The sequence below is a fragment of the Pseudoalteromonas sp. S2721 genome (assembly GCF_005887425.1).
Lineage (GTDB): Bacteria > Pseudomonadota > Gammaproteobacteria > Enterobacterales > Alteromonadaceae > Pseudoalteromonas > Pseudoalteromonas simplex.
Genome location: NZ_PNCZ01000020.1, coordinates 1 through 11,900 on the forward strand (window position 1 = coordinate 1; position 11,900 = coordinate 11,900).

General features: G+C 41.5%; 11 protein-coding genes, 1 tRNA gene and 1 pseudogene. 9 read left to right on the top strand and 4 right to left on the bottom strand.

The window, feature by feature from the left end; translation table 11 throughout:
* The 5 genes and pseudogenes from CWC02_RS20830 to speB all read left to right on the top strand — a co-directional run.
* Positions 1–184, top strand: a pseudogene (locus tag CWC02_RS20830) (hypothetical protein); the annotation flags it as partial.
* Positions 185–691: 507 nt separating this feature from the next.
* Positions 692–1,153, top strand: coding sequence for a GNAT family N-acetyltransferase (locus CWC02_RS09080; protein WP_054551633.1), 462 nt, complete (start codon positions 692–694; stop codon positions 1,151–1,153).
* Between the two features lie 61 nt (positions 1,154–1,214).
* Positions 1,215–1,661 (top strand): hypothetical protein, encoded by a 447-nt coding sequence (locus CWC02_RS09085; RefSeq protein WP_138617787.1) that lies wholly within the window; start codon positions 1,215–1,217, stop codon positions 1,659–1,661.
* Between the two features lie 265 nt (positions 1,662–1,926).
* Positions 1,927–3,840: a biosynthetic arginine decarboxylase gene (speA, locus tag CWC02_RS09090; protein WP_054551631.1), complete on the top strand. Its 1,914-nt coding sequence runs from the start codon at positions 1,927–1,929 to the stop codon at positions 3,838–3,840.
* Positions 3,841–3,843: 3 nt separating this feature from the next.
* On the top strand, positions 3,844–4,767 hold the full coding sequence (speB, locus tag CWC02_RS09095; RefSeq protein ID WP_054551630.1) for an agmatinase: 924 nt from the start codon (positions 3,844–3,846) through the stop codon (positions 4,765–4,767).
* A gap of 57 nt (positions 4,768–4,824) precedes the next feature.
* Here speB and CWC02_RS09100 read toward each other — a convergent pair whose 3' ends face one another.
* The gene (locus CWC02_RS09100; protein ID WP_138617789.1) at positions 4,825–6,411 is read right to left on the bottom strand and encodes a LysM peptidoglycan-binding domain-containing protein; all 1,587 of its coding nucleotides are present in this window, start codon (positions 6,409–6,411) and stop codon (positions 4,825–4,827) included.
* Positions 6,412–6,557: 146 nt separating this feature from the next.
* The gene (gloB, locus tag CWC02_RS09105; RefSeq protein ID WP_138601833.1) at positions 6,558–7,331 is read right to left on the bottom strand and encodes a hydroxyacylglutathione hydrolase; all 774 of its coding nucleotides are present in this window, start codon (positions 7,329–7,331) and stop codon (positions 6,558–6,560) included.
* Positions 7,332–7,384: 53 nt separating this feature from the next.
* Here gloB and CWC02_RS09110 point away from each other — a divergent pair, with 53 nt between their 5' ends.
* The gene (locus CWC02_RS09110) at positions 7,385–8,143 is read left to right on the top strand and encodes a class I SAM-dependent methyltransferase (RefSeq protein WP_054551627.1); all 759 of its coding nucleotides are present in this window, start codon (positions 7,385–7,387) and stop codon (positions 8,141–8,143) included.
* Here the strand turns inward: CWC02_RS09110 and CWC02_RS09115 are convergent.
* Both CWC02_RS09115 and rnhA read right to left on the bottom strand, forming a co-directional pair.
* Positions 8,114–8,977 carry an MBL fold metallo-hydrolase gene (locus tag CWC02_RS09115; protein WP_138617791.1) on the bottom strand — a complete coding sequence of 288 codons (864 nt, stop codon included), beginning with the start codon at positions 8,975–8,977 and terminating at the stop codon, positions 8,114–8,116. The two genes, CWC02_RS09110 and CWC02_RS09115, sit on opposite strands and share 30 nt — an antisense overlap.
* 89 nt (positions 8,978–9,066) lie before the next feature.
* Positions 9,067–9,534, bottom strand: coding sequence for a ribonuclease HI (gene rnhA / locus CWC02_RS09120; protein ID WP_138617793.1), 468 nt, complete (start codon positions 9,532–9,534; stop codon positions 9,067–9,069).
* Positions 9,535–9,602: 68 nt separating this feature from the next.
* Here rnhA and dnaQ point away from each other — a divergent pair, with 68 nt between their 5' ends.
* The 3 genes from dnaQ (at position 9,603) to CWC02_RS09135 (ending at position 11,871) form a co-directional block, all read left to right on the top strand.
* Positions 9,603–10,313, top strand: a complete 711-nt coding sequence (gene dnaQ / locus CWC02_RS09125) for a DNA polymerase III subunit epsilon (RefSeq protein ID WP_054551624.1) — start codon at positions 9,603–9,605, stop codon at positions 10,311–10,313.
* 9 nt (positions 10,314–10,322) lie between these two features.
* Positions 10,323–11,696 carry a TIGR03503 family protein gene (locus CWC02_RS09130; protein WP_138617795.1) on the top strand — a complete coding sequence of 458 codons (1,374 nt, stop codon included), beginning with the start codon at positions 10,323–10,325 and terminating at the stop codon, positions 11,694–11,696.
* 98 nt (positions 11,697–11,794) lie between these two features.
* A tRNA-Asp gene (locus tag CWC02_RS09135) sits at positions 11,795–11,871 on the top strand.
* Positions 11,872–11,900: the final 29 nt, after the last annotated feature.

Sequence of the window (11,900 nt, forward strand, 5' to 3'; positions counted from 1 at the left end):
TTTACCTCCTATTCTTGAAAGACTGAATTTCGAAGCTGAAAACTGGTTAACGCTAACAACTCAGTTTGAAAACTTATTTCATGGAGCTGCAGGTCGAGTGGGTGCTATTGAAAGTTATTGTATTAAAACAGCTCGCAAGCGACGAAGTAACATTACAAATAGCCGAACTTTATTAGCGAGTTAAGTTTCTAGGTTTATTTTAACGTGATTTCAAATCGCTATTATCTTCACGCTTTAAATTTAATTGTTTGAAATAATTAGCCCTAGAAGGCTAAAGTCAAAGCTCTATTCTCTCTGAAGCACACTCGCTAAACATAATTACAGAATAAGTTAAGTAATTTTTTTGACTTACCTTTATATTTTTAAATTACTGCCTTCAGATTTTAAAAATACAATAGTTGTTGGTTTTAAATGACTGTCCCTTTAAAAAGGCTTTACGAACTCTGAAGTGATCTCTGGTAAAAAATCTATAGGTATAAATCATTAACCTTGAATGGTGTGGTGTAGTTTAGACTTTAGTTTTTATCAACTTGGCGTTTTTTTGGTTACATACAGTTGAACTTAGAGATAGTATGTCGGTCCGAACAGTACCTATAAAATCATTATTGAAAACTACAGTAGAGGATAATGGAAATATCCGATACTATTGTTCACATAGTTAACAAAAAAGACATATAAAAATGGGAGCTTTATGCAGTTAGTCGATTTAAATCCACATGATCCTGAAGTAGTAAGCGTGTTTTCTGATATAGACCGACTCATAAACTCACTATACCCTGTTGCTACCGCTCAATCTTTAAGTGTTGAAGAGCTAGCTGAGCCTAATGTTTATGCTATAGGCTTAAAAAATGAAGATGGTATCGTTGCATGCGGCGCAATCGTTATGCAAGAAGGCAACCCTCCTTATGGTGAAATCCGCCGCTTATATGTAAAACCAAGCTACCGTGGTAAAGGGTTATCACGTCGAATTATGCAGATATTATTACATCAAGCTGGTGAGCAACTAATACCGCTTATTCGTCTTGAAACAGGTCCTAAACAAACAGAGTCAATTAGCTTATATGAAAACTTAGGTTTTAATCGTTGTGGTCCGTTTGGTAATTACAACGAAAATCCACAAAGTTTGTTTATGGAGCTTGGGCTAAATCAGTAATTTAGGTGGTAAGCTATGTTTTAGTGAGGTCATCTTTATTTATAAATTCACCTTACAACTATTGGGCTTTGTTACGCTCTTTCTGATTGCTGCTTGTGGTGATAGTTCACAGGTATCCATTACTTCTCAGAGTCGGCAACCAGACCTTATTATTAATAGTACTAAGCTCTATTTAAACTCATGCTACAGTCTTTCTGGTGTCTTCAACCATAATGGCACTATAAAAACAAAAGTTATTCTTATATTTCCTACTCGTCCTTTAAGTATTTGCGCTGATAAGCAATCGCAGCTGAATTTTGATGGCACCTATCTCACTGTAAGAATTTGCCGCACCTCTTTTGGCGCAGGAGGTTGCGGGGTTGAAAAATATCGCACAAAAGACTTCGAAAACTGGCAAGAGTACATAGGTATTACTTGGCATGATAACGAGCAATATGAAGCGTGGAGATGGTTAGGGTCAAATTCTTCAGCCGCTGATGAAATCACAAAAGTAATACCAGCCCATTAAAATCAATAATATGAAAAGGTAATCTACCCGTATATATATTCTACAGTGACTGTCCCTTTGAATGTGATCCTATTAAATACTATTTTCAGTGACTGTCCCTTGAAATAGGGTTTAAAAACATTCAGGGATGTTGATTAGCTTTTCACATCAAAAATCACTCGTTACGAGTAAAAATTCTTGTTGGACTTGAGTCACTATTTTTCTTTTAATGCGCGGCAACAACCCTTGCCGATTTCGGCATTACTAAAATAAAAGAGAAAGATAGATGAAAGAAACAACATCACTAGAACAAGCTCGCACGAGTTACAATGTTCGTCATTGGAGCCAAGGTTTCTTTGGTATTAATGATCAAGGTGATGTGTATGTTGCGCCAAAGGCCCATGCCCCAGAGCAAACCATTGCACTAATCGATATCGCACAGCAATTACAAGACAAAGGCTTAAGCTTGCCTGCGCTAGTTCGTTTTCCACAAATTTTACATCATCGTGTACATAGCTTATGTCAGGCATTTAACACGGCTATTGAAAATTATGGTTATCCGAAAGACTATTTGCTTGTTTACCCAATTAAAGTAAACCAACAGCGTGAAGTTGTTGAAGAAATTGTTGCAAGCCAAGCTGATATTGAAAAGAAACAATTGGGTCTAGAAGCGGGCAGTAAACCTGAGCTATTAACTGTATTAGCGATGGCTGAAAAAACCAGTGCTGTCATTGTGTGTAATGGCTACAAAGACCAAGAATACATTCGTTTAGCATTGATTGGCGAAAAGCTAGGCCACAAGGTTTACATTGTTCTTGAAAAACTGTCTGAGCTAGACATGGTGCTTAGCCAAGCAAAAGAGTTAAACGTAAAGCCACGCATTGGTATTCGTGTACGTTTAGCGTCGCAAGGTAAGGGCAAGTGGCAAGCAAGTGGTGGCGAAAAATCAAAATTTGGTTTGTCGGCATCGCAAGTACTCAGTGTGGTCAATCGCTTAAAAGCGTCTGATCAACTTGATCTGATCCAACTTGTACACTTTCACCTTGGCTCGCAAATGGCAAACATCCGCGATGTTCGTTTAGGTGTGAGTGAAGCTGCGCGTTTTTACTGTGAGTTACGTAAATTAGGTGCACAAATTGATTGCTTAGATGTGGGTGGCGGTTTAGCGGTAGATTACGACGGTACACGCAGTCAGTCTCATAACTCAATGAACTATAGCCTAAGTGAATACGCTAATAACATCGTGTACACCATCGGTGATACCTGTAAGTTATATGAGCAGCCAATGCCGCGCATTATTTCTGAGTCAGGTCGTGCGTTAACAGCGCACCATGCTGTATTGATTTCGAATGTTATCGGCACCGAAAGCTATGTACCTGAAGACATTCAAGCGCCAGCAGCTGATGCACCCCTATTGTTAAAGAATATGTGGACATCATGGCAACAGTTAAGTGGTGACAATGATGACCGTGCATTAATTGAAATTTATCATGATAGCCAAGGCGATTTAGCCGAAGCACATAATCAGTTTGCACTTGGTTTGTTAGATTTAACAGAGCGAGCATGGGCGGAGCAAGTTAACTTACGTGTATGTTATGAACTTAACAAGCATATGGATAACAAAAACCGTTTTCATCGCCCGATTATTGATGAATTAAATGCGCGTTTAGCAGATAAGTTTTTTGTGAACTTTTCATTGTTCCAGTCATTACCGGATGCATGGGGTATTGACCAAGTGTTTCCTGTTCTACCGCTAAGTGGTTTAACAGAAGCACCACAAAAACGCGCCGTGTTACTTGATATTACCTGCGATTCAGACGGTGCTATGGAGCACTATGTAGACGGTCAAGGTATTGAAAGCACATTACCTGTGCCAGCATTTAGCGAAGAAAAACCTTACTTAATGGGCTTTTTCTTAGTGGGTGCTTATCAGGAGATTTTAGGTGATATGCATAACTTATTTGGCGACACACACAGTGCAATTATAAAAATGGATGAGCAAGGTCAAGCGCAAATCACTGAAGTTAACGAAGGTGATACCGTTGCAGACATGATGCGTTACGTACATTTAGATGTAGAAAGCTTCCAGCAGTCTTACGCCCAGCTGGTGGCAGCTAAATTGCCAGAAACTGAGCAGCAAAGCGTATTAGATGAGCTGCAAACTGGCTTAAATGGTTACACTTATTTAGAAGAGTTATAAGCAATGTCGACATTGTTTGACCACACAGATCATTCATTATATTCAAACGGCATGACGTTTTTACGTCAGCCGATGGTGCAAAACATCACTGCAATCGATGCGGATGTAGTGGTGCTAGGTTTACCCTTTGATTTGGCGACCTCAGGTCGCCCTGGTGCACGTTTAGGGCCTGACGCAATTCGTCGAGCTTCAGTGCACCTGGCATGGGAAGAAACCAAGTACCCATGGACGTTTCCGTTGTTTGAGCGTTTAAAATTAGCTGATGCGGGTGATTTTACTTACCCAGTAGGCGACCCAGAATATTTTACCGCGCAGTTAGAATTAGCCGCTGAGCAAATTCTTCGTCAAGGTAAAACATTATTAGGTTTAGGTGGCGACCACTTTGTGACTTTGCCGCTACTGCGTGCCCATGCTAAGCAACATGGTAAGATGGCATTAGTGCATTTTGATGCCCATACAGATACTTACAGCAATGGCTCTCGCTATGATCACGGTACCATGTTTTATCATGCGCCGATGGAAGGGCTTATTGATGTTGATCACAGTATTCAAATCGGTATTCGTACTGATTTTGATCAAAGCAAACATGAGTTTGCAGTGATTGATGCAATGGCAGCTAATGATTTGCCTGCACAAGATATCGCAGAGCAAATTAAAGCACGTGTGGGTGACTTACCTGTGTATCTAACCTTTGATATTGACTGCCTTGATCCCGCATTCGCTCCAGGGACAGGCACTCCAGTATGTGGTGGCTTAACCAGCGATAAAGTACTCAAAGTACTTCGTGCATTGAAAGGCATTAATATGGTCGGTATGGATGTGGTTGAAGTATCTCCATCCTATGATCAAAGTGAACTAACAGCGATTGCTGCAGCGACCATTGCCAATGAGTTATTACACTTATGGACTTTGAAGCATAAATACTAAATGAGAGAGACAAAGAGCGCCATTAGGCGCTCTTTTTTTTGATATTAAATTAAGCAATTAAGCGCTTCGAACATCAACCTTTAATTTAAGCTTTTGCCCAGGTTGAATGTATTTTTGCCCAGCTAATGAATTCCATTTAATAATATCTTCTACAGACACATTAAACTTAGCAGCAATGCGCGCTAACGAGTCACCACGACGAACTTTATAGGTAATGGTGCGCTCTTTGATTTGTGTAGCAGCAAGTTGCGACTTTTCCTGTTTATACACAGTTAGCTTTTGACCAACACGCAGTACCGCGTCTTTTTTCAGCTTATTCCATGTTGCAAGTTCAGCTATGGTGACATCGTACTCACGGCTGATATCCCACAGTGTATCGCCACTGGCCACTTTATGGCTAAGTTTTTTACGTGTTGCTTTATTAGCTGCCATACGCACTGAATTTGGTAAATGCTGGCTATTAATCTCACCATCGCTTAGTGGCACAAGTAATTGCTGACCAACACGAATAGTATTCGATGAAAGCTTATTCAGTGTTTTAATCGCGTTTGTGCTTGTCGAAAACTTCTTCGCAATCACAGATAAACTGTCACCGCGCGCAACAATATATTGCTGCCAGCGTAGGCGGTCTTTTTGCTCTGTTTTAGCTAGCTTGTCAGTAAACGCTTCAACTTTATCAGACGGTAATAATAAAAAGTGTGGGCCATTTGGATCCGTCGCCCAACGATTGAAGCCAGGGTTCAAACGATAAAGCTCTGTTAAGCTAATACCTGCCATATCAGCGGCAAGTGCTAAATCAATTTGGCTCCCTACATTAACTGCTTCAACGACTTGAGCATTAATTATTGGCTGCCACTTAACACCAAATTCGTCACTGCGTTTTACCAGATCAGACAGGGCTAATAGCTTAGGTACGTAGGCAGTGGTCTCTCTTGGTAAATCAAGTGACCAAAAATCCGTTGGTAAATGCTTTTTACGGTTCTTTTTAATGGCACGAAGTAAACGACCTTCACCTGAGTTATAGGCTGCAATGGCATTTAGCCAATCGCCTTCTAAGGTTTTGTGTAAATATGATAAATAATCTAGCGCTGCACGGGTCGATTGCACAATGTCACGGCGACCGTCATACCACCAGTTTTGTTTTAAATCGAAACGCTCACCGGTTTGTGGCATAAATTGCCAAATGCCAGAAGCACTGCGATGTGAATAACCAAATGGATCAAACGCACTTTCCACAATAGGTAAAAGTGCGATTTCGATTGGCATCTGACGCTTTTCGACTTCTTCTACAATAAAGTATAAGTAAGGCTCAGCTCGCTTAGAGATACGATCTAAATAGGCCTGATGACGCGCATAATAGTTACGCTCAGCAACAACTGGGCGGTTTTGTGGCACATCAATCGAAAGCTGATAGCGAATACGTTCCCATACATCATCAAATACAGGAGGCGGCTCATCAATATCGGTTAATTGTTGATATTGAGCGTTGATCATCAATGCATCATTGATATCGCTCGGACTTGCGCCGTCTAATTGTTGCTCAACATTATTGCTCGCAACATCTGTACTTGCTGAATCAGAAGCTGTCAATTGACAGCCACTTAAAATCAGCGCAAGTGATAAAACTAAAGGAGACTTATACATATATACCCATACATCAGGTAAAAAAACTCGGCGAATATTACCTGCTCTGAGAACATATTGCCACTTTATGACCAGTTTATGTCAGCTTATTATTGCAAGATGCTGATCTAAATATACAAAATTGTAACTACCGGCGTTTACGTTTTTTAAAAGTTATCTTTCCAGGCTCTGAGACCTGCAAAGCGTTGCCAAGGTTCATTCAGATCCAAATTAATTTTTAGCTCATCAGGCAGCTCATCAGTGATTGTTGCTATATTGCTACGTAAAAATGGATTTATTTGTTTTTCCACGCCTAACTGGGTTGGCAAGCTTATTTCGTCTTTGGCGCGCAGAGTATCAACTTCATCACTGTAGTTGAGAAGGTATTCGTTATTTGGCTCTACAGCTTTTGCGAAGGCTAAGTTGGCTTGCGTGTATTCATGGGTGCAGTAGATTTTACACTCATCTGGCAGGGCTCTTAGTTTACATAACGAGTGCCACATTTGTTCTGCGCTGCCTTCGAATAATCGTCCGCAGCCAGCACTGAATAAGGTGTCGCCAGTAAAACTTAATTCATCATTAATGTAACAAATATGGTCTAGGGTATGACCAGGTGTTGCAAGCACGGTAAAGGTGTAATCATACACAGTGACTTTATCCGCTTCTGATACGCCATGAGTAATACCTTTAAAAGGGCTATGTCTTGGCCCATAAACCGGAATATCACGAAATTCCTTAACCAGTGCAGCCACACCATCGGTATGATCATAATGGTGATGAGTAATCAAAATACCGCTAAGTGTTAAGTTATGCTCGCTCAGATAGTTTAAAACAGGCTCTGCTTGACCGGGGTCGACGACCCAGGCTGTTTGCTCAGCTTCATTGCTGATGCACCAGATGTAATTATCAGAAAAGGCTTTAATTGCTTTAACTTGCACCATGTTTAATTGCTCTATAAAGTGACAGTTAACACACAGTATAACGAGCTCAGAAAATGAAACCAGCCCTTAGTTTTCAAGAAGGTCCTAAGCCATACACTTGGCAGCAGTTCCCTCATGGTGACTATTTACGTGCTGAAATTGAACGTAAGCTAACGCCATGGCTGCCACGCATGTTTGGCTATCACATGCTCAAACTTGGTAATTTAAGTGGTGAGCTGGCAACCAGTGAAAGCCCTATTAAGCATCAAGTTTGTGTCGCAGAGCAGGGGTTATTTACCGGTGTTATTGCAGATGTCGATGAGTTACCTTTTTATGAGCACAGTGTTGATGCTTGCATATTGTCGCATTGCTTAGAATATCATTCTGATCCACACCACATCTTACGCGAAGCACACCGTACTTTAATTCCCGGTGGCTATCTGGTGATCACGGGCTTTAACCCGTTTAGCTTGTGTGGCTTGGCGCAGCTTTTACCTTTTAGTCGCCAAAAGTTACCTTGGACAGGGCGCTTTTTTACGCCATCACGAGTAAAAGACTGGTTGAATCTATTAGGCTTTGAGATTATTTCGGACGAGCGATTTATCCATTCATCGCTTGCAAGAGGCAACCGTTTGTCACGTTTTGCTGCGTGGCGCAGTTTTGGTCAACAATATTTAAAGCCAATGGGCAGTGTGTATATGCTGGTGGCTCGAAAACGTGTGGCCCCGCTGACACCAATTAAACCTAAATGGCATGCAAGACCACAATTTTCGCCGGTAAAAGGAGCAGGGCTCAGGCAAACATCAAAGCAGCACTGTGAGCGGGATAGCTAAATAGTGTTGTTGCGTATCTGTTTTGCTTGGGTACTGACCTGCACGAATATTTAATTGAATAGAAGGATGTAACAGTTTTGGTACCGCTAAGGTTGCATCACGGCCTTCCCGAGTCGCAATAAAGCTTTGTTTATCGCCTTTTAAATGAATGTTCTGCTCACGCTGCTCTTTCACTGTGGTTTTGTTCGCCAGCGGACGGCCATCTGGTTGATAGTCATGACACATCCAAAGTACCGTATCGTCAGGAAAAGCTAAAATTCGCTGTAGTGAGTCATATAACTCACCGGCACTGCCACCTGGGAAATCACAGCGGGCAGTGCCACTGTCTGGCATAAAGAAGGTGTCACCAACAAATACATTGCCATCAATGTGAAAACACACGCTGTCAGGGGTATGGCCCGGTGTGGCAATTACATCTACTGTGTAATCACCTAACTGAAATTGTGCTTTATCAGTAAATAGAGCATCAAAAGGTTCACCATTACATGGCATATCAAGATTATAAAGTTGGCTAAAGTGCTGTTGCACTTGTGTGATCCCTTCACCCGTGCCGAGTTTACAAGGGTGTGTGTCGTGTAATTGCTGCTTTATATAACTTGCTGCGGTGATATGGTCAGCATGGGCATGAGTTTCAAGGAGCCATTGCAATGTCAGCTGCTCAGTCTTTATGTAGCTGATGATCTCATTGGCTGTGATAAAACTTAACTCACCACTTGGCATATCAAAATCAGCTGGCGCATCAATCAGCAAGCACTGCTTAGTGCTTTCGCAACTGACTAAGTAACAGAGAGTGGCGCTTTGTTGATGAAAAAAAGAGTGAATGCGCAGAGCCATAATGAATCCTTTATATTTTATTATAGCCAAATCTTATAACATATAACAAAAATATAAAACGACCTGCGCCAAGTTTATTTCAAGGGGCTTTAATTACCGTCGTAACCAGTATCTTCAAGTAATTGATCGCTGCCAGCTGCTTCGCGGGCAAGATCGTCAACAATCTCATTGTATTTATTGCCGCTATGGCCTTTTACCCAATGCCACTCTACGCTGTGTTGTTGGCAGGCCGCATCGAGTCGTTTCCATAAATCGACATTCTTAACTGGTTTTTTAGCCGCGGTTTTCCAGCCGCGCTTTTTCCAATTATCAACCCATGACTCAATACCTTGTTTCACATATTGGCTATCGGTTGTCAAAATGACGTGACAAGAGCGGGTGAGGGTTTCAAGTGCAACGATAGCAGCGAGCATTTCCATCCGATTATTTGTTGTTAGGGTATAGCCTTGGCTTAATTGCTTTTCGTGACCGTTGTATCGCATCACGATGCCATACCCTCCAGGCCCTGGATTTCCTAAACATGATCCATCGGTGTAAATCTCTACGGTTTTCTGCACTGTTTTACCTTGATATTGTGTACAATAAAGTGAATATAGAAAGATACCAGAGTCAGGCTTAAGACGATATGGCACATAGACAAATAGTTTTAGATACAGAAACCACGGGTATTGACCCAAAGCAAGGCCACCGCATTATTGAAATCGGTTGTGTTGAACTTGTAAATCGCCGTCTTACTGGCAACAACTTTCATGTGTATATCAATCCACAACGTGAAATAGAAGAAGAAGCAATAGACGTACACGGTATCACCAATGAATTTTTGCGTGATAAACCCCTGTACCACCAAATTGCCCATGAGTTTTTAGAGTATATTCGTGGTGCAGAGCTTGTTATTCATAACGCAGCGTTCGATATCGGCCACATGGACAATGAGTTTGCATTGTTAAATCAAGGTTTTCCGAATACTGCCGATGTATGTAGTGTACTTGATACGTTAAAAATGGCGCGTGACTTGCACCCAGGTCAAAAGAATAACCTTGATGCACTTTGCCGTCGTTACGATATTGATAACTCAAAGCGTACTTTACACGGCGCTTTACTGGATTCTGAGATCTTAGCCGATGTTTACCTGTCGATGACGGGAGGGCAAGTAAAGCTGAATCTTAATCAAAATAAAGATGAAGGCTCAACTCAACAAGCTGGTGGTATTCGCCGACTAAGTGCTGATAGAGCACCACTTGTAGTATTAAGAGCAACAGAACAAGAGCACGCCGCTCACGAAGAGCGTTTAGACTTGGTTGCAAAGGGTGGCCAATGCCTATGGCGTGCAGAATAAGGTAATAAAATGAGAAAACAACTACTAGCAGGATTAGTGTGTTTAATTCCCTTCACGGGATTTGCCAATGAGCAAAATAAAATAACCCCATTAGAACGTGATGGGGTGCAAAATGAAATTCCCCTGCTAGAGAACCGTTTTCGTATCGATCACAAAATCGATAAAGTAACTTTACTCTTCTTTCGTAAGCGCGGTGCCCCTGCCGTTGTGTTAGTTCGCCCTGACGGCACTAAGTATTATGCAACTGACTCAGTTAAAAATGATGACCTCGACTGGTATGATGAATTGAGCTATGACTTGGTAACGATAAGCAACCCAATGCCAGGCCCTTGGCAAGTGGTCGGCAGTATCTTGCCTGATAGCCGTATTATGGTGCTGGGTGAAATAGAGCTTAATGTTGATCCACTCCCGCCCATGCTGTTTCGTGGCGAAACAGTAAAACTAACGGGCCGCGTATTAAATGACGGTGAGCCAATAGAAGTTGGTCAGTTTAGAGATGTGATCAGTTTGCACGTTGATTTTGTCAGCACTAATAATAGTGATTACGCAAACTTTGGTGCAGGTACGCAAAGTGTTACTGACTTTAAAGATGATGGCCGTGGCTTTGATGAGCGTCCGCTTGATGGTGTGTTTACCGGTGAGTTTAAACTGGTCTTTCCGGCAGGTGAGTGGCAGCCAGAGCTATATATAGAAACACCTATACTAAAGCGTACCGTGGTGCAAAAACCGATAGTCGTGCATGAGCCGCCTTTTGATTATGAAATAGCCCTTGCTGAGCAAGATGAAGATGACCACATTTTAACAATCACCTTAAACCCTGAAATCGTCAAACCAGAAACTGTGCTCATTCAAGGGAAAATTTATTACCCTAATAATGAAGAGCAAATGTTCTCTTTAGATGCTGATAAATCGCAGACACGGGAACTGGCCATTAAAAATTATGATTGGGGACGATACAGTGTTGAGCTCTCTGTATTTGGTAGCAACATAAATGACCGTGAATTTATGGCGACGTTACCGACGTATAAATTTGAAATTGAGCGACCAATTGAAGCTGTACCAGAAATTGTTCGCCCTGAAATTGATTTAGAAGCGCAAGCTGAGCAACAACGAATTCTTGAAGAAGAACAAAAAGCGTCCACCATGTTGATGGTGACCTTAGTTGTTGTTGGAAATTTAACCGTACTTTTATTAGGTTGGCTGGCAATTAGAATTTTTGTTCAGAAGAAACCGCTGAAATTTAAAATTTCTTTACCGTTTTTAAAGAAAAAAAATCAAACCGAAAATGATGAGCAAGCAACGAATGAAAATGAAGTTGGCAAAAACGGCTCAAAAAATGATAAATCAGGTGAAATTTTAAACCTTTCGATGTCAGATGACTAAAAAACCTGTAAAAATACAAAAAACCCCTTGACGAACTAGAGGGTGATTCGTATTATTCACGCCGCTGTCAGGGGAGACTCAGTCAGCAACGAAAATGTGGAGTGGTAGTTCAGTTGGTTAGAATACCGGCCTGTCACGCCGGGGGTCGCGGGTTCGAGTCCCGTCCACTCCGCCAACAAATTAAGTAATAACAATGATACAGCG

Excerpts from the sequence above, each read along its gene's own strand:
- CWC02_RS09080 (WP_054551633.1), top strand. The coding sequence starts at position 692 with ATGCAGTTAGTCGATTTAAATCCACATGATCCTGAAGTAGTAAGCGTG.
- speA (WP_054551631.1), top strand. The coding sequence starts at position 1,927 with ATGAAAGAAACAACATCACTAGAACAAGCTCGCACGAGTTACAATGTT.
- speB (WP_054551630.1), top strand. The coding sequence starts at position 3,844 with ATGTCGACATTGTTTGACCACACAGATCATTCATTATATTCAAACGGC.
- CWC02_RS09100 (WP_138617789.1), bottom strand. The coding sequence starts at position 6,411 with ATGTATAAGTCTCCTTTAGTTTTATCACTTGCGCTGATTTTAAGTGGC.
- gloB (WP_138601833.1), bottom strand. The coding sequence starts at position 7,331 with ATGGTGCAAGTTAAAGCAATTAAAGCCTTTTCTGATAATTACATCTGG.
- CWC02_RS09110 (WP_054551627.1), top strand. The coding sequence starts at position 7,385 with ATGAAACCAGCCCTTAGTTTTCAAGAAGGTCCTAAGCCATACACTTGG.
- CWC02_RS09115 (WP_138617791.1), bottom strand. The coding sequence starts at position 8,977 with ATGGCTCTGCGCATTCACTCTTTTTTTCATCAACAAAGCGCCACTCTC.
- dnaQ (WP_054551624.1), top strand. The coding sequence starts at position 9,603 with ATGGCACATAGACAAATAGTTTTAGATACAGAAACCACGGGTATTGAC.
- CWC02_RS09130 (WP_138617795.1), top strand. The coding sequence starts at position 10,323 with ATGAGAAAACAACTACTAGCAGGATTAGTGTGTTTAATTCCCTTCACG.